At 73.5% G+C, this 17,079-nt stretch carries 15 protein-coding genes and 2 pseudogenes; 7 read left to right on the plus strand and 10 right to left on the minus strand.

What is annotated here, in order from left to right; translation table 11 throughout:
- Positions 1–152: 152 nt before the first annotated feature.
- From ACIG87_RS02355 to ACIG87_RS02365, 3 genes are all read right to left on the minus strand, one after another.
- On the minus strand, positions 153–1,556 hold the full coding sequence (locus ACIG87_RS02355; protein WP_396847368.1) for a hypothetical protein: 1,404 nt from the start codon (positions 1,554–1,556) through the stop codon (positions 153–155).
- 199 nt (positions 1,557–1,755) lie between these two features.
- The gene (locus ACIG87_RS02360) at positions 1,756–3,519 is read right to left on the minus strand and encodes a thiamine pyrophosphate-binding protein (protein WP_396847369.1); all 1,764 of its coding nucleotides are present in this window, start codon (positions 3,517–3,519) and stop codon (positions 1,756–1,758) included.
- Entirely contained in the window at positions 3,512–4,630 is a 1,119-nt protein-coding gene (locus tag ACIG87_RS02365; RefSeq protein WP_396847371.1) for a Vms1/Ankzf1 family peptidyl-tRNA hydrolase, read from the minus strand. Before ACIG87_RS02365 ends, ACIG87_RS02360 begins: the two co-directional genes overlap by 8 nt.
- Before the next feature lie 146 nt (positions 4,631–4,776).
- On the opposite strand from ACIG87_RS02365, the gene ACIG87_RS02370 reads away from it, so the two are divergent.
- On the plus strand, positions 4,777–5,322 hold the full coding sequence (locus ACIG87_RS02370) for a hypothetical protein (RefSeq protein ID WP_396847598.1): 546 nt from the start codon (positions 4,777–4,779) through the stop codon (positions 5,320–5,322).
- 33 nt (positions 5,323–5,355) lie between these two features.
- Here the strand turns inward: ACIG87_RS02370 and ACIG87_RS02375 are convergent, their stop codons facing one another.
- Positions 5,356–5,694, minus strand: coding sequence for a DUF3817 domain-containing protein (locus tag ACIG87_RS02375; protein ID WP_396847373.1), 339 nt, complete (start codon positions 5,692–5,694; stop codon positions 5,356–5,358).
- Between the two features lie 163 nt (positions 5,695–5,857).
- Between ACIG87_RS02375 and ACIG87_RS02380 the strand changes: the two genes are divergently transcribed.
- A complete protein-coding gene (locus tag ACIG87_RS02380) occupies positions 5,858–7,336 on the plus strand; it encodes a glutamate--cysteine ligase (protein ID WP_396847374.1) in 1,479 nt (492 codons plus the stop codon).
- 201 nt (positions 7,337–7,537) lie between these two features.
- On the opposite strand, the gene ACIG87_RS02385 is transcribed toward ACIG87_RS02380, so the two are convergent.
- Positions 7,538–8,092, minus strand: a complete 555-nt coding sequence (locus tag ACIG87_RS02385; protein WP_396847375.1) for a TetR/AcrR family transcriptional regulator — start codon at positions 8,090–8,092, stop codon at positions 7,538–7,540.
- Between the two features lie 65 nt (positions 8,093–8,157).
- Here ACIG87_RS02385 and ACIG87_RS02390 point away from each other — a divergent pair, with 65 nt between their 5' ends.
- Complete coding sequence (locus ACIG87_RS02390) at positions 8,158–8,649, plus strand: FBP domain-containing protein (RefSeq protein ID WP_396847377.1); 492 nt, start codon at positions 8,158–8,160, stop codon at positions 8,647–8,649.
- A gap of 102 nt (positions 8,650–8,751) precedes the next feature.
- Here ACIG87_RS02390 and ACIG87_RS02395 read toward each other — a convergent pair whose 3' ends face one another.
- The 3 genes and pseudogenes from ACIG87_RS02395 to ACIG87_RS02405 form a co-directional block, all read right to left on the minus strand.
- Complete coding sequence (locus ACIG87_RS02395) at positions 8,752–10,332, minus strand: pentapeptide repeat-containing protein (protein WP_396847379.1); 1,581 nt, start codon at positions 10,330–10,332, stop codon at positions 8,752–8,754.
- Positions 10,333–10,511: 179 nt separating this feature from the next.
- Positions 10,512–10,900, minus strand: a pseudogene (locus tag ACIG87_RS02400) (LuxR C-terminal-related transcriptional regulator); the annotation flags it as partial.
- On the minus strand, positions 10,894–11,376 hold the full coding sequence (locus ACIG87_RS02405) for a hypothetical protein (protein ID WP_396847380.1): 483 nt from the start codon (positions 11,374–11,376) through the stop codon (positions 10,894–10,896). The pseudogene ACIG87_RS02400 and the gene ACIG87_RS02405, both read right to left, overlap by 7 nt.
- Positions 11,377–11,768: 392 nt before the next feature.
- On the opposite strand from ACIG87_RS02405, the gene ACIG87_RS02410 reads away from it, so the two are divergent.
- The 4 genes and pseudogenes from ACIG87_RS02410 (at position 11,769) to ACIG87_RS02425 (ending at position 12,799) form a co-directional block, all read left to right on the plus strand.
- A complete protein-coding gene (locus tag ACIG87_RS02410) occupies positions 11,769–11,894 on the plus strand; it encodes a hypothetical protein (protein WP_396847382.1) in 126 nt (41 codons plus the stop codon).
- 15 nt (positions 11,895–11,909) lie between these two features.
- Positions 11,910–12,152 (plus strand): annotated as a pseudogene (locus ACIG87_RS02415) (NUDIX domain-containing protein); the annotation flags it as partial.
- Positions 12,153–12,344: 192 nt separating this feature from the next.
- Entirely contained in the window at positions 12,345–12,566 is a 222-nt protein-coding gene (locus ACIG87_RS02420) for a GntR family transcriptional regulator (RefSeq protein ID WP_396847600.1), read from the plus strand.
- Positions 12,563–12,799, plus strand: a complete 237-nt coding sequence (locus tag ACIG87_RS02425; RefSeq protein ID WP_396847384.1) for a GntR family transcriptional regulator — start codon at positions 12,563–12,565, stop codon at positions 12,797–12,799. Before ACIG87_RS02420 ends, ACIG87_RS02425 begins: the two co-directional genes overlap by 4 nt.
- Positions 12,800–13,024: 225 nt before the next feature.
- Here ACIG87_RS02425 and treZ read toward each other — a convergent pair whose 3' ends face one another.
- A complete protein-coding gene (gene treZ, locus ACIG87_RS02430; RefSeq protein WP_396847386.1) occupies positions 13,025–14,758 on the minus strand; it encodes a malto-oligosyltrehalose trehalohydrolase in 1,734 nt (577 codons plus the stop codon).
- Positions 14,755–17,079, minus strand: a complete 2,325-nt coding sequence (treY, locus tag ACIG87_RS02435) for a malto-oligosyltrehalose synthase (protein WP_396847388.1) — start codon at positions 17,077–17,079, stop codon at positions 14,755–14,757. Before treY ends, treZ begins: the two co-directional genes overlap by 4 nt.

The raw sequence follows: 17,079 nt of genomic DNA on the forward strand, positions 1-17,079 counted from the left end.
GTACTCAACCACGCGGCCCCGGGTTCGCGAGGATGTTTCGGCGTGCCCGGTCCGGCCGGACGGCGCGGACACCCCCGGCGTCCCCTTTCCGGGCTACCGGCGGTCGGTTCCCACCGGTGTCGGCGACGATCCCACCCGACGATCCGGGCCGGTCAGGACACGGCCAGCCCCAGCGGGGCACCCGCCTCGCGGAGCCCGGCGAGCGCGTCGCCGACGCTCAGCGGCGGCGGCGTCGGCAGGTCGTACGGCTGACCGCGCAGCACCTCGGTGGCCCGCCGGGTGGCCACCGACCCGACCGGATAACCCCGGGCGGCGGTCCGGTCCAGGGCCCGGCGACGACGGCCGAACGACGCCACCGCCAGCCACTGCGGCAGCCCGGCCAACGCCGGTGAACGCATCCCCGGCGACTCGGGCAGCACGTCCACCGAGCTGAACGGCTCACTGCCGGCGAGCCACCACTCCACCTCCTCGACGCTGCGCCGGGTCGCGTTCTCGCACCAGTACGGCACCAGCCCCGCCCGCACCACCTGCCACGGGTCGAACAACCGGCCGCACTCGACCACCAACCGGTCACCGGTCTTGCCGGCCCGGCGCAGCCACCGGCGGTACAGGTCGGCGGTGGCCGCGCTGAGCACCCCCGGGTGGGGCACCTGCACCTGACGCAGCTCGTGCCCCCGCGTCCCGGCCCAGTGACCCAGCGCGCGGGTGAAACCCGGCTCCACCCCGTGCTCGGCGGGTTCCCGGGCGGCGGTGACCGTGGGCGGCTCCCAGCGGGCTCCGGCGCCGCCGGCCGCCCGGAGCACCTGCCGCAGGGCGGGCGAGTCCGGGTGGAAGTCCACCGGTTCCAGCCCGCTGGCCGGGGAGCCGAGCTGGAAGCTGTGCCCCTGCCCGGCGTCCGACACCGGCCAGCTACGCGCGTCGCCGACCAGCAGCAGCACCGCCCGGTGCGTCAGCCGGTCGGCCAGGAACCGGGCGTACGCCACCGGCAGCGCCCGCCACCGGCCCACCAGGCTGATGGCGGCCCCGGCCAGCGCGCCCCGGCTGGCCGGGCAGTGCACCTGGCGTACGTGCAGGTCGGGGTTGCCGGCGAGCAGCCGGGCGGCGAACGCGGCACCCTGGTCCAGGGCGGCTGCGGGCCGGTCCACCGCGCCGTGCGTCCAGTGCGCGGTCATCTCGAACCCGGCGGGCAGCCAGGGCACCCCGAGCGCCACGGCCAGGTGCACGGCGGCGGCGTGCGGCGAACCCAGCACCACCGCCGGGTACCGCTCCCGGGGGTACTGGTCGACGACCCACCGGGCCACCCGCTCCCCGTCGACCTCACCGGCTTGCGCGGCGGTGAGCGCCACCCGGCCGGCGGCCCGCGCGGCAGCGGCCCGCCGGACCGGCTCCGGCGCGGCGGTGAACCGGGACGGCGGGGTCGGGTGCCCCAGGTCGGCGCAGTCCACCCCGCGCAACGCCCGAGCGGTGGCGGCCACCAGCACCCGCGCGGTGCTGCCCGCCGCGACGACCCGGTCGCCGGCCAGTCCGGCACCCTCCGCCGTCAGTCCCGCGGGCACCACGGGTACCGGCTCCGCCCTGCCTCGATCGCTTACCACGCGGCCCGGCTTCCCCTCCCTCTGGGGTCTAAACGGGGCATCCCGCCCCAGCGGGCCTACCGGGGCACCCCGGGCGGTCACCGCCCAGCACCGCCCGGGTGGGCCCCGGGGCGTCGGGGTGGCTGTCCAGGGCACATCCGGACGATGAGCACCGAGCCCGCTAAACGAGATCCTCCGCCTCGACGATCGACCGCTCGGCCGACATCACCCGGTCCCGGACCCGCCGGGCGGCGTCGCCGTCGGCAAAGAGGCCCCGCAGGTCGGCCAGGGCGGGCTCCGGCACCCGCAGCGACACCGTCGGGTCCACCACCGCCTCCAGCACGCACGGCCGGTCGGCGGCGAGCGCCTCGTCCCAGGCGGCACCCACCAGCTCCGGCCGGTCCACCCGGACGCCGTGCAGGCCGAGCAGCCGGGCCCAACCGGCGTACGGCACATCGGCCCGCCGGCCGGCCACCCCGGGCACCCACCTGTCGTTTCCCAAGCCGGAGTGGTCGCGGTTGTTGAGCACCAGCACCACCAGCCGGGGATCGGCCCACTCCTGCCAGTGGTGCGCCACGGTGATCAACTCGGCGAGCCCGTTGAGCTGCATCGCACCGTCTCCGAGCAGCGCGACCACCGGTTCGTCCGGGCGGGCCAGCTTCGCGGCGAGCGCGTACGGCAGGGCACAGCCCAGCGAGCCGAGAGCGCCGCAGAGCTGCGCGTCGACGCCCGGTGGCAGCTCCAGGTGGCGGGCGTACCAGTAGAGCACCGATCCGACGTCCACGGCGACCGCCCCGGCGCGGGGCAGTCGGGCGGAGAGTTCGTGCAGCACCAGCTGCGGGTTGACCGGCTCGGCCGGCTCGGCGGCGCGGGCGGCGGCCTCCATGCGCCACCGGTCGACCGAGCCCTCGACGGTGGCCCGCCACTGCCGGTTCGGTCGGTCGGCGACCTGGCCCAGCAGCGCACACAGGGTCTCCGTGGCGTCGCCGACCAGCGGCACGTCCACCGGGTACCGGGTGCCGATCCGTCGCCCGTCGATGTCGATCTGGATGGTGCGGGTCTGGCCGGGCATCGGGAGGTAGTCGGTCCACGGGTCGTTGGTGCCCACCAGTAGCAGGGTGTCCGCACCGCCCATCAGCTGCGCGGCGGCCGTGGTGCCGACCTCGCCGAGCACCCCGGTGTGGAACGGCAGCCGCTCGTCGAGCACCGGCTTGCCGAGCAGCGAGCTGGCCACTCCGGCACCCAGCCGGTCGGCCAGCGCCGTGATCTGCTCCGCGGCGCCCCGCCCGCCCTGCCCGACCAGGATCGCCACCCGTCGCCCGACGGTGAGCAGCGCCGCGGCGGCGTCCAGGTCCGCCTGGTGCGGCAGCACCCGGGCCAACGGTTCACCCGGCGTCGCGTTCAGCACCCCGGCCGCGTGCGGTGGCAGATCCGGCACGGCGGCGACCTGCAACGCGCGGGGCAGCACCACACAGGTCGGGCTGCGGGTCGCCGCGGCGGTACGGAACGCCTGGTCGAGCAGGGCCGGCACCTGGGCCGGGGTACGGCCGTAGCGGACGAACTGGTGGCACACGTCGCCGAAGAGCCGACTCAACCCGATCTCCTCGTGCACCTCGCCCAACGGGCCGGTGACGTCCTCCCCGACGATCGCCACCACCGGCTTGCTGTCCAGCTTCGCGTCGTACAGGCCGTTGAGCAGGTGCACCGCGCTCGGGCCCTGGGTGGCCAGGCAGACCCCGATGCCGCCGGTGAACTTGGCGTGCCCGGTCGCCATGAAGGCGGCGGTCTCCTCGTGCCGGGCGGGGACGAACTCCGGGTCACCACCGGAGGCGTCCAGCGCCTCGACCACCGGGGCGATCGCGTCACCCGGGCAGCCGAAGGCGCGGGGCACCCGCCAGGCCCGCAGCCGGTCCACCACCAGGTGCGCGACCGTGCGGTCAGCCATGGTCACGCCCCGGGGTGGCCGGGTCGACGTACCGCAGCACCGCGCCGACCCCGTCGGCCAGCTCGGGGGCCTCGTCCGGCCCGAGGACGGTCAGGTCGGCGTCCGTGCCGACCAGCGCCCGGACCAGGGCCGCGTCGGCGCGGACCCGTTGCGGGTCGGGCACGGCGGCGAGCTGACCGGGTTCGGTGGCGATGTCGGTGGGGCGTGGGCCGATCCACAGCTCGCCGATGGCCGACGGGTCGTCGACGAGCAGCATGGTGTCGACCTGGTTGCGTTGCAGGGCGGCCACCACCGCGTCCAGCCCCGCGCCGACGTCCTCCTGGGTGCCGAACCGGTCCAGGGCGGCGGTGACGTGCTGGTCGGCGACCTGGGCGATGGTCTGCACGGTGACGTCGTCCATCGCGGCCGGGTCGGCCCCGCCGGCCCGGGAGCCGGCGTCGGTGCGGACCACCACGTCCTGCCAGCGTTCCGGCAGCTGGGCGGCGATCATCCCGGTCGCCCGGATGTCCCCGGCGACCACCACCACGTCCGCGCCGACCCGGTCGGCCAGCTCGGCGGTGGCTGCGGCGGCGTCACCGGCGTTGTGGTGCCAGGCCTCCATCGCGGCCCGTTGGTAGCGGGACTGGGACCAGCCGCCGGGCTGCACCCGGCGCAGCGGGAAGGTCTGCCGGCCGGTGACGTGGGCCCGGCGGGGCACCCCACCGGCGCTGACCGCGACCGCGTCCGCGCCGGTCCGGTCGGCGAGCACCCGGACCCAGGCCACCTGTTCCCCGCGCTGCGCGAGCAGCGGCATGACGTGTGGCAGCGGGGTGTACGCGGCCAGGTCGCGCAGCGGTGGCGCGGACAGGTACTCGGAGAGCACCGCCCGGCCCCGGCTGGCGAACGCGGCCAGCCCGTAGTCGCCCGGCATCGGTTCGTGGCCCCGGACCACCCGGTCCAGCGCGGCGATGGTCGGCTCGTCCGCGCCGTCGGCGGCGAGTTGCTCGGCCAGGGCCCGCCAGCGCAGGTCCAACGCCGGACGCGCGTCCTGGGTGTCCCGGGAGGCGTCCAGGTAGACCGAGCACCACGGCCCGGGACGGTCGTAGAGCGGGCGCAGGAAGGACAGCTGCATGCTCGACCCCTTTCCGGCTCGGCCGCCCGCTTACCCGCGCCACCCGGGATGTCACCTCGGCCGGGAACCCGGCCGTGAAACCGGGTTTCATTCACGTCGTTCGACCCGAAGGGCGGATACCATCAGTGAACGGAACCGGACTCTCGGTGGTGAACATGGACAGCGATCTCCGAAATCGGGTGGTACGCCCGACGCAGCGGATTCTCACCGGGCGGGTGGTCCGGTTCATGGACGGCTACTCCCGCGAGGTCAGGGTCGGCCAGCCCGTGCTGGTGGCGGTGCTGACCGCGGCGAGCGTGGCGGGCCTGCTGGTGATGCTGGTGCGCACGGTGCTCTCCAGCGCCGCCGGCGGTGGCGCGCGCCGCAAGTGGAAGGACCTGAAGAAGGGGCCGGAGTTCCTGGTCACCCCGGTCCGGGTCCGCGACGACAACGGCCAGCTCTACGAGGTGGAGTTGCACGGGCACCTGCCGCAGAGCGCGGTGCACCCGTCCGACTGGGTGCAGCTCACCCTCCGCCCGCAGGACGTCGACCTGCCACCGCGCATCGAACGGATCGTCAACCTGACCACCGGTCAGCTGCTCACCCCGCGTACCGCCACGGTGTGGAGCCACCTCGGCCCGCCGCTGCTGATCCAGGCGGCGCTGGGGGCGGTGGTGGTGCTGCTGGTCGCCGCCGCCGTCGTCCTCACCTGACGGCGGGGGCGGCCGGATCGACCCCGGGGGCGGTCAGCCGACGGGGGTCAGTGGGCGCTGCGGCTCCCCGGCGGTGCGCAGCATCCCCCGGCGGGCGGCCCAGCGCTCGAAGACCAGGGTGGCGAAGGGTGGCACCGCGCAGACCAGGGCGACGAAGGTGACCCCGAGGGACCACCGGTGCAGCCGGGCGACGGCGAGCACCAGCAGCCCGTACGCGACGAAGAGCGCGCCGTGGATCGGCCCGAAGATCTGCACGCCGATCTCGTTGCCCGGCGGGCCGTACTTGACGGCCATGCCGACCAGCAGGGCCAGCCAGGAGCACGCCTCGGCGATCGCCGCCGCCACGAACAGCCGGGTCGTCTTCTCGCGCATCGGGCCATGCTATCCAGCCGCCGTCGCCGCCCGCCCCGGGACGGCCACCGGGCGACGGGGATCACCCGGGTCGCCGGTGGGTACGTAGAGGGTCCTTCGGGTCTTCCCGGTCGGGGCCGGGACGTGCGAGGTTGATGGGACCAACGGTGACAGGGCGGTGGCCATGGGTGAGGAAGTCGGAGCACGCACCTTCAGCCGGGAGGACCGGGCCCGCTACCGGGAGAAGGTACGCCGGTGCCTGGACGTCTTCGCCGAGATGCTCCGGGAGTCCCGGTTCGACGTCGAGCGTCCGATGACCGGCCTGGAGATCGAGCTGAACCTGGTCGACGACGACTCGCGGCCGACGATGCGCAACGCCGACGTGCTCGCCGCCGTCGCCGATCCCAGTTTCCAGACCGAGCTGGGCCAGTTCAACGTGGAGATCAACGTCGCGCCCCGGCGGCTCGCCGGCACCGGCACGGCCGAGTTCGAGCAGCACGTGCGGGCCAGCCTGAACGCCGCCGAGGAGAAGGCCCGCACGGTCGACGCCCACATGGTCATGATCGGCATCCTGCCCACCCTGGAGCCGGGGCACCTGACCGCCGGGGCGCTGTCGGCGAATCCGCGCTACGCGCTGCTCAACGAGCAGATCTTCGCGGCCCGGGGTGAGGATCTGCGGATCGCGATCAGCGGGGTGGAGCGGCTGGCCACCACGGCCGACACCATCACCCCGGAGGCGGCCTGCACCAGCACCCAGTTCCATCTGCAGGTCAGCCCGGTCGAGTTCGCCGCCTACTGGAACGCCGCGCAGGCGATCGCCGGGATACAGCTGGCGCTGGGCGCGAACTCGCCGCTGTTCTTCGGTCGGGAGCTGTGGCGGGAGACCCGGGTGCCGCTGTTCCAGCAGGCCACCGACACCCGCTCCGAAGAGATCAAGGCCCAGGGGGTACGCCCGAGGGTCTGGTTCGGGGAGCGCTGGATCACCAGCGTCTTCGACCTGTTCGAGGAGAACGTCCGCTACTTCCCGGCGCTGCTGCCGGTCGGCGACCCGGAGGACCCGGCCGAGACGCTGGCCGCCGGTGGGGTGCCGAGGCTGGCCGAACTGCGGCTGCACAACGGCACCGTCTACCGCTGGAACCGGCCGGTGTACGACGTGTGGAAGGGGCGGCCGCACCTGCGGGTCGAGAACCGGGTGCTGCCGGCCGGGCCGACGGTGGTGGACACCATCGCCAACGGCGCGTTCTACTTCGGGCTGGTCCGGGCGCTGGCCGAGTCGGACCGGCCACTGTGGTCGCAGATGTCGTTCAGCGCGGCGGAGGAGAACTTCACCAGCGGTGCCCGGCACGGCATCGACGCCCAGGTCTACTGGCCGGGGTTGGGCTATCTGCCGGCGACCGAACTGGTGCTGCGGCGGTTGCTGCCGTTGGCGCACCAGGGGTTGGACGGGTGGGGGGTGGACCCGGCCGAACGGGACCGGCTGCTCGGCATCATCGAGCAGCGCTGCCTGACCGGGCGCAACGGCGCGAGCTGGCAGGTGGCGACGTTGCACCGGCTGGAGTCCGCCGACCATCTCGACCGGCCGGAGGCGCTGCGCGAGGTGGTCCGCCACTACGTCGACCTGATGCACAGCAACCGCCCGGTCCACGAGTGGCCGATCCCCTGAGATCCGGATGCCGGGGGCCGGGGGCCAGCACAGCTCCTACGTCGAGTTCGGCGAGTGTGTCGTCCTGGAGGTGGCCGAGCCACAGCGTGACGCGGCGCAACTGACCGCCTTCCACCCGGGCATCCCCTGTGCGTCCGGCAAGGCTGGCGCTCCGACCCGCTCACCGCGCCCTGACGACCTGTCGCCGGTAGTCCGTTTCGGTCAGGGCGCAGGCCAGTTGCGCAGCAGGGCGTCCAGGGCGTCCAGGACCCGGGGCCAGGTCTCCTCGGTGTCCGGGGCGCTGTGGCTGAACCCGCCCCCCGCCTCCAGGCTGACGTAGCCGTGGAAGACGCTGCCGAGCAGCCGGACCGCGTGGGTCTGGTCGGGCTCGGTCAGCTGGTAGCCGCGCAGGATCGCCCGGGTGAGTTCCGCGTGCCGGCGACCGGCGCTGGCGGCGGCCGTCTCCGGGTCAAGCCTGAGCTGGGCGGCGGCCCACCGGCCGGGGTGCACCCGGGCATAGTCGCGGTAGACGTTGCCAAGGGCGGCCAGGGCGTCCCGGCCGGCCCGCCCGGCCAGGGCGTCGGCGGCCCGGACGGCGAGTTCGTCCAGGGCCAGCAGGGCGATCCGGGTCCGGAGGTCCTGGGAGTTCTTCAGGTGCGAATAGAGGCTCGCGACCTGGACGTCGAAGCGCCGGGCGAGCGCCGAGACGGTCACCTGGTCGAAGCCGACCTCGTCGGCCAGCTCCGCCCCCGCCCGGGTGAGGCGTTCCGTGGTCAACCCCGCACGTGCCATAGCTTATTATGGGTTTGCCTAAAGGTTTTAGGCAAATTACCGTGGCATTTATGGAGCCACTGACCGAGCAGGAGATCCGTTCCGCCTTCGTGAACTGCACCAAGGGCGAGACCAAGCGGTTGTACGTCCCGCGTGACCTGGCCGAGCGCCCCTGGGCCGACCTGGACTACCTCGGCTGGCGCGACCCCCGGGCACCGGACCGCGCCTACCTCGTCGTCGAGTTGGACGGCCGCCGGACGGCGCTGGCCCTACGCTGCCCTACCCCCGCCACCCGGCAACCACCGCGCGGCATGTGCTCGATCTGCCTGACCACCCCGGCCGGCGGCGTCTCCCTGATGGTCGCGGCGAAGGCGGGCAGGGCCGGGCAGCAGGGCAACTCGGTGGGCACCTACATCTGCACCGACCTCGCCTGCTCGCTGTACGTGCGGGGCCGCAAGGACGCCGGCCCCGGCGCCAAGATGCAGGAGTCGCTCACCACGGCGGAGAAGGCCCAGCGGACGGTGGCGAACGTCGCCGCCTTCATCGCCAAAGTGACCGCCTGACAGCCCGACCGGCCCCATCACGTACCGACCCACCGACCCATCGCGTACCGGCCCGGCACCCGCTGGGACGCAGGACGGGTGTGCCCCGGGCCGCGGGGCCGCTCACGCCGGGGATGGATCCGCCTCGTCGATCACCACCCCGGCGTGGCATCCGACCTGGCCGACGATCTCGCGAACGCCCCGCCGACGATCGAGCCGCGCCCCGGCGAAGCTGACGGCACCGTGGAACGACGCCCGCCCGTCGGTGCCGCCGAGCCGGAAGGCGGCCCCCGTGAAGACGCTGTCGGCGAACCGGGTGACGCCGTGGAACTGGGCGCCGGTGAAGTCGGCGTAGCCGACGTGGCAACCGCCGAGGTCGAGGTCGACCAGGGTGGCGCCGCAGAGCGCCAGGTCCATCCCCGCCCAGTGCACAGGCGCGTCCGGGGTGCCGGCCGCCGGACGCAACCGTCCGGCGAGTATCCGCTGCGCGGTGCGCCGCAACTCCACCTCTGCGGCCTGCTCGCCGGTGAGGACGCGGGTCAGGTCGAACGCCAGGGGCGTACGCAGGTAGCCGCAGACCGCGTCCACCACCCGCTGCCGCAGCTCCGGCCGGGCGTCACCGAGATCGGCGAGGACACTCAGCCCCACCCGGCGAACGTCGGGGTCGGCGTCGGCGAGTTGGCGTGCGTACGGGAAGACGGAGCCGTCCGGCACCAGCTCCGCCACACCCGAGGGGGCCGGCTCGGGCGTCCAGCCGAGCGGCCAGCACACCGGCCCGTCGTCGGCCGCACCGGCCCACCGCGCTCCGGCGAGGTCGACGACGGGCTGGTCGAGGTGGACCGGTCCACCGAACCGCGCCTGCCGGAAGGTCGCGTCGGCACCGAACCGCGCCTTGAAGAACCAGGCCGGACCGTCGAAGCGGGCCTGCCGGAACGACACCGGCCCGACGAACCGGGTGCCGTCGCCGCCCTCACTCCATTCCTGGTAGTCGCCCATCAGGACGGCGACGGGCCAGTGCGGGTCGTCCTCGTTCGGCTCGTCCCAGGGGGCCGGGCGGGTCTCCTCGATGGTTTCCCAGGCCGGGTCGTCCTCCCAGATCTCGTCCTCGCCCCGGCCGAACCAGGCCAGCGCGGCGAACCCGGCCCCGGTGAAGTCGGCGTCGGCACGGAACCGGGCCCGGCCGAACCCGGCGTCGCCGAGGAACCGGACCCGGGTGAACCGGGCCGCGCCGTGGAAGACGGCGCGGGCGAAGTCGGCGTCGCCGGTGAACCGGGCGTCGGCGAACGAGGTGGACCCGAGGAACCGGGCGTCGGCGAACCGGCCGTCACCCAACACACAGCCAGCGAGGTCGAGGTCCACCAGGGTCGCTTCCCGCAGGTCGAGGACGACGGCGGGCGACGGCGGCTTCCGGTCGACGGCCCCGCCCACCGGCACGTCCGGGGAGTGCACCGTCGCCTCGGCGCGCAGGAGCGCGGCGAGCACCCGGCCCGCCTCCCGCCGGGCGTCGGCATCCCGCTCGTCGGCGTCGGGCGGCGTCCGTAGGTAGTCGCCGACCGCCTCGACGGCCCGGGACCGCAGCTCCGGGTGCCCCGCCGCCAGCTCACCGAGCCGTCGCAGGGCGGCGATCCGGCCCGTGCCCGCCTCCTGCGCCACCGCGTGAACGGCGACCTGATACGCCGCCGAACCCGAGTCCCCGACCGTCAACCTGGCCTCCCACCCGATCCACCGCCAGGGGCCGTCCCCGGCGTCGGCGCAGGATAGCCGGGCGGGCCGACACCGGCCCGGACGCCCGCAACGCCATCCGTGGGCTGCGGCCGACAGGTCGACGCACCGGCGACGACCACCCGCCGGCGGGAGACGGCACCAGGTGGACGGCGACGTGCTCAGCCGCCCCGGGCGAACAGCGCCAGGCGTACCCGGTTCGGGCTGTCCGTCTTGGCCGTCAGGCTGGTGATGTGGGTCTCGACCGTGGTCACCCCGATGTGCAGCCGCTCGGCGATCTCGGTGTTCGACAACCCCTCGGCCACCAGGTCGAGCACCTCCGCTCGCGGGCGGTCAGGCCCGACACCGGTCTCGGCGGCGCGGTGCGGGCGTGCACCGCCCGACTGACCAGTCGTTGCAACACCTCCTCGCTGAACGGGCTGGCCCCGGCGGCGGCCCGACGGACACCGTCGATCAGGTCGGCCGGCGGGGCGTCCTTGAGCAGGAACCCGCAGGCACCGGCGGTCAACGCGGGATAGAGGTGGTCGTCGTCGCCGAACGTGGTCAACACAGGCCGAGCCCCAGCCCCACCGCCCAGGTGGTGGCCCGGTCCTTGGCCCGCCGCACCAGCAGCACGATCGCGACGACGACGTGCGCGACGAACAACACCGTGATGGCCGCGCCCATCACCTGCCACAGCGCGGCGTTGAGCGGGGTCGTCTCGTTGAAGTGGCTGGCGGTGCCGCGCAGCACCCGCCCGACGATCACCACCATCTCGACCACGGCCACCGTCACCACCACCCCCACCGCCCACCCGGCGACCCGGCTGCGTCTCGGCAGTTGGGCCAGCATCCAGGCGAGGGTGAGGCCGTCGAGCACGAAGGACACCGAGAACTTGAACGGCTTGAGCCAGATCGGCACGCCGGTCAACAGTCGTGGGTCGGCGAACACCCCGACGGCGGTGACGACGGCGAGCACCACCGCCGCCGCGCTGAGCAGAACCAGGGGGCGGTGCCAGCGGTCCGCCCGGGACATCACATCAGTCATGTCTGTAGACGTTCGCCGGTCCGCAGCTCCACCGCGCCCGACCTGAAGCCCCGGTCACGGCCACCGGTCGGAGGCCGCCTCCTCCCCAGGGTGGAGGCCGAGCTGCCGTCCGGTCCGCAGGTGGTGGGCACGACGGCTCAGCCCGGTCACCGGGTGAGGCCGACCAGCGTGGCCAGTCGCGCGACGCCGGCCGCGCCCGACCGGCCCCGAACAGGTCGCCGACCTGGAGGTACGCCCGCGCGGCATCGATGAGGTACGCGGCGAACTCACTACCCCGCTGAGCCCTCACCGAGCGGTGGATGACGTCAACGAACTCCTCGGCGCACTCGCGCCCACGGCACCGTTGACGTAGCGCCCACACTCTTCGAGACCTATCGGCTAACGTCACTCCAGTGACGTGGACGGAGCCCAGCACCTGGTACGCGAACCTGCCCGCCTTCCATGCCGCCACGGCCGCCTTCATCACCGACCCGGTTGGCGATGTGCTGCTCGTCAAACCCAGCTACCGCGATCACTAGGCCTTCCCGGGTGGGTACGTCGAACAGGACGAGTACCCGCACCAGGCATGCGCTCGCGAGGCGCGAGAGGAACTCGGCGTCACCGTGGCGGTGGGAGAGCTGCTTGTCGTGGACTGGGCACCACCCGCCGGACAACGGCCGCGTGCCCTCATCCACTTCACCTTCGACTGCGGAACCGTCACCCACCACGGCAGCCTCACCCTTCCTGAGCAGGAGATCGAAGAATTCGGCTTCTTCTCACCACAGGAAGCCGGACATCGCCTTCCCGACAACGTCGCCCCGCGAGTAGGAGCCGCGATTCGCGCCCGAACTCGTCATACCCCGGCCTACCTCGCCGACGGCGAGGCCGTTTCAGTGGAGACGCTGACGAATACTGATTCACCTGCCTCGTCGGCAACGGAATCACCTCCCGGGCAGGCTGGTTGGCGGGTCCGGCACGTGGTTGACGAGATGTCCCCGGTGGCGTTCTACGTCCAGCTCGCAGACCTTGTCGCCACAGAGATCGAGACAGGAAGACTCCAACCCCGCCAACCACTGCCCAGCGAAAGTCATCTTCAACAGGAGTACGGCGTCAGCCGTGGGACCGTCCGGGCCGCCATCAGGCTGTTGCGCGACCGTGGGCTGGTGGTGACCTTCACCGGCCGTGGCACCTATGTCGTCGATCGCTCGTGAACGGCTACGTTCCGACATTTCGGGTCGTCATCAACGACATCCGGAAACCGATCGCCTCGGGACAACTCACAGCGGGAGACAAGCTCCCTTCACTGCCGGAGCTTGCCGAGAAGTACGACTGTTCCATCGGCACCGTGCGGCGTGCGATCGAACATCTACAGATCACCGGGGAGCTTCAGGGACGGCAGGGCAAGGGAACCTACGTGACCGGAAAGTCATCCGAGGGTTCGTGAGCATCCCCACCCTCGCCACCGCAGTCGTCGCTCGCCACCGACAGAGCGCGGGTCAGCGTCTCGCCGTGTCCTCGCCCGAACAGGCTTATGACACAGGGGCATGAATATGACCCACCGGCATACTGCTCTCACCCGTATCTGCCTTCGTCGCGAACATGACTCAGCGTCACGTAGGGCCGCCGGAGCAGCCGGGCCGGAGCCGGGCGGCGCGACGACGCCGGTCGCTCAGAGGGCCACGATCGCCGCTGTCTCGGCCGGCAGTTCGACCCGGTCGCGCATCACCGTGACGCCCTCCCCGGTGGTGAGCAGCACCCGGCGTGCCACCCCGGGCAGAGTGACCCGCTGCCGTCGGCCGGCGAGGTTCGCCACCACCAGGCACTCGCCCCGGCGCATCACCAGGAACTCGTCGCCGTGGCGCACCTCCACCTGGTGCAGGCGCGGGTCGGAGAGGTCGGGCCGGCTCTTGCGCAGCGCGATCAGCCGCCGGTAGAACTCGTACATCTCGCGGTGTTCGGGTTTGTCCAGCTCGGCCCAGTCGAGCCGGGAGCGCAGGAAGGTCTGCGGGTCCTGCGGGTCGGGCACCTCGCCGGGCGGCCAGCCGTGGGCGGCGAACTCCCGCCGCCGGCCGGTGGCCACCGCCACCGCCAGCTCCGGCTCGGGGTGGCTGGTGAAGAACTGCCATGGTGTGCTGGCCGCCCACTCCTCCCCCATGAACAGCATCGGGGTGAACGGCGCGGTCAGCAGCAGCATCGCCCCGACCCGCAGCAGCGCGGGCGACAGCGCGGCGGAGATCCGGTCCCCGGTGGCCCGGTTGCCGATCTGGTCGTGGTTCTGCAGGTACGCCACGAACCGGTGCCCGGGGGTGCGCTGCCGGTCCACCGGGCGGCCGTGACTGCGGTTGCGGAAGCTGGACCAGCCACCGGCGTGGAAGAACGCGCCGGTCAGCACGTCGCTCAGGCATTCCAGTGACCCGAAGTCGCCGTAGTAGCCCTGCCGTTCCCCGGTGAGCAGGGTGTGCAGGGCGTGGTGCGCGTCGTCGTTCCACTGGGCGTGCAGGCCGTAGCCGCCCGCCTCGCGCGGGGTGACCAGCCGGGGGTCGTTGAGGTCGGACTCGGCGATCAGCGACAGCGGCCGGCCCAGGAGGGTGGCGAGCGAGTCCACCTCGACCGCCACCTCCTCCAGGAAGTGGGTGGCCCGGGAGTCGGGCATCGCGTGTACGGCGTCCAACCGCAGGCCGTCGACGTGATAGTCGCGCAGCCACATCAGCACCGAGTCGATGATGTAGCGGCGGACCCCGTCGGAGTGCGGGCCGTCCAGGTTGATCGTGCGGCCCCAGGTGTTGCTCTGCTCGGTCAGGTAGGGAGCGAACCTCGGCGCGTAGGCCCCGGAGGGCCCGAAATGGTTGTAGACGACGTCGAGGATCACCCCCAGACCCTTGGCATGGGCGGCGTCGACCAGGCGCTTGAGCCCGTCCGGCCCGCCGTACGGCTGGTGCGGGGCGTACCAGCAGACCCCGTCGTAGCCCCAGTTGTGCTCGCCGTTGAAGGCGTTCACCGGGAGCAGTTCGATCAGGTCGACACCGAGGTCGACCAGGTGGTCGAGGCGGTCGATCGCCGCGTCGAAGGTGCCCTCCGGGGTGAACGTGCCGACGTGCAGCTCGTACAGGACGCTGCCGGGCAGTTGCCGGCCGGTCCAACCCTGGTCGGTCCAGTCGAAGGCGGCCTGGTCGTAACGTCGGCTCGGCCCGTGCACCCCGGCCGGCTGCCAGGCCGAACGCGGGTCGGGCAGCGGGGTGTCGTCGTCGTCCAGCAGGAACGCGTAGTCGGTGCCGGGGCCGGCGTCGGGCACCTCGACCCGCCACCAGCCGTCCGGGGTGGCGCGCATCTCGTGGTCGGCGACGTCGGGCAGGCGCAGCCGGACCCGGGCGACATCCGGCGCCCATACGGTGAACTCGGTCATGCGGCAGCCTCCACGGAGTCGGTGGGAGCCAGCAGGGCGACGGGATAGGTGCTCAGCAGATCATGAAGGAGCAGCTCAGACCCACTGTAGACCCGGCCGGTGAACACGTCGGTAACACTGTTGCCGGACGTCGACAGGGTGGTGCCGCGCCAGCCCCCGGCACGGGCCAACCCCACCGGCAGCCGGGTGGCCACCGCGATCGCGCCGCCCCGGTCGAAGGCTACCGCGTGCCCGGCGGCCGGCCCGTGCGCGGCCACCGGCCGGTAGCCGCCGAACAGCTCCGGGTGGTCGCGGCGCAGCCGCAGCGTGCGGGAGACCACCAGCAGCTTGGCCGCGCCGTCGGCGGCCACCGCCGGCCGCCAGCCGGCATCGAGCCGGGCCAGCAGCTCCCGGCGTACGGCGAAGTCGACCGGGCGGCGGTTGTCCGGGTCGACCAGGGAGTTCTCCCACAGCTCGGTGCCCTGGTAGGTGTCCGGCGCCCCGGGCATGGCGAGCTGGACGAGCTTCTGCCCGAGCGAGTTGGACCAGCCGGCCGGGGTGATCTCGGCGGCGAACGCGGTGATCTCGGCGGGCAGCTCCGGGTCGTCGTACATCCGGTCGACCAGGGCGTGCAGGTCGTGCTCGAAGGCCGGGTCGGGGTCGGCCCAGCTCGTCGAGACCGACGCCTCCCGGGCGGCCTTCTCGACGTACCCGTGCAGTCGCTCCCGGGCGATCGGCCAGGCCCCCACGGCGGTCTGCCACAGCAGATGGGCGAAGGCCGGATCGGCGAGCGGCGCGCGGGCCATCCAGTCGCCGACCTGCTCCGCCCAACGGGCCGGCAGCTCGGCCAGCACCGCCAGCCGGGCCCGGACGTCCTCGCCGCGTTTGGTGTCGTGGGTGGACAGCGCGGTCATGCTGGCCGGCCAACGCACCTGCCGGGCGGTGGCGAAGCGGTGGAACTCCGCCGGTGGCACCCCGAAGTGCGCCGGCGAGCCACCGACCTCGTTCAGGGCGACGAACCGGCTCCACCGGTAGTAGGCGGTGTCCTCCACCCCCTTGGCCATCACCGCGCCGGTGAGCTGCGGGAAGCGGATGGCCAGCTCGTGCTCGGGGCGGCGCAGCAGCGCGGTCACCGCGTCCAGGGCGGCGGTGAGGTCGGGCCGGCGGCGGCCCGCCTCGGCGCGGGCGGCGGCCAGGTGCCGGGCCCCGTGCGGCGGGTAGCCCCGGTAGACCGGGAAGCAGGCGGCCAGCTCGGCCAGGGCCGCCCGGGTGGCCTCCCGGTCGAGGTCGGGGGCGAGGGCGGCGAGCCGGCTCAGCTCGGCGGCGAGCAGCCGGGTGGCGGCCTCGTGCTTGGTGGCGTGGGTGAGGTCCTGCCAGGAGGTGTGGTGGCCGGTGAGCCGGGCGTCGAGGGCGGTGAAGTCGCCCTCCGCCCGCCCGTCGACGAACAGCCCGCAGACCGCGGCCAGGGCGTCGTAGCCGGTGGTGCCCTGCACCGGCCAGTCCGGCAGCTCCTCGCCGTACTCCAGGATCTTCTCCACCACCAGCCAGGCGTGCGGGGCGGCGGCGCGCAACCGGTCCAGGTAGCCGGCCGGGTCGCGCAGGCCGTCGGGGTGGTCGACCCGGATGCCGTCGACCTCACCGGCGGCCACCCAGCGCAGCACCTCGGCGTGGGTGGCCTCGAAGACCGCCGGGTCCTCCACCCGCAGCCCCGCCAGGTCGGAAACGGCGAAGAACCGGCGGTACGTCAGCTCGGCGTCGCCGCGCCGCCAGGAGACCAGCTCGTAGTGCTGCCGGTCGTGCACCTCGCGGGGGCTGCCGGCGCCGGTGCCGTCGGCGACCGGGAACCGGTGCTCGTGGTAGCGCAGCTCACCGTCGACCAGCTTGAGGTCGTCGACCGCGTCGGGGCCGTCGGCGAGCACCGGCAGCAGCAGCCGGCCCCGGTCCCAGTCGATGTCGAACCAGTCGGCGTACGTCGAGGCCCGCCCCCGGCGCAGCACGTCCCACCAGGCCGGGTTGGCGGCCGGCTGGGCGACCCCGGCGTGGTTGGGCACGATGTCGACGACCAGGCCCAGCCCGGCCGCGCGCAACGCCCGGACCAGCCGCTGCCGGCCGGCCTCCCCGCCCAGCTCCGGGTTGACCACGCGGTGGTCGACCACGTCGTAGCCGTGCGCGGAGCCGGGGGTCGCGGTGAGCAGCGGCGCGCTGTAGAGGTGGGTGACGCCGAGGTCGGCGAGCCAGTCGGCCAGCTCGGCGGTGGTGTCCAGGTCGAACCCGGGACGGATCTGGACGCGGTAGGTCGCGCCGACCGTCGCCGTCGTGTCGGGCCGGGGGTGTTCGGGCAT

The sequence above is a fragment of the Micromonospora sp. NPDC051925 genome (assembly GCF_044548625.1).
In the GTDB taxonomy this organism is placed as follows: domain Bacteria; phylum Actinomycetota; class Actinomycetes; order Mycobacteriales; family Micromonosporaceae; genus Micromonospora.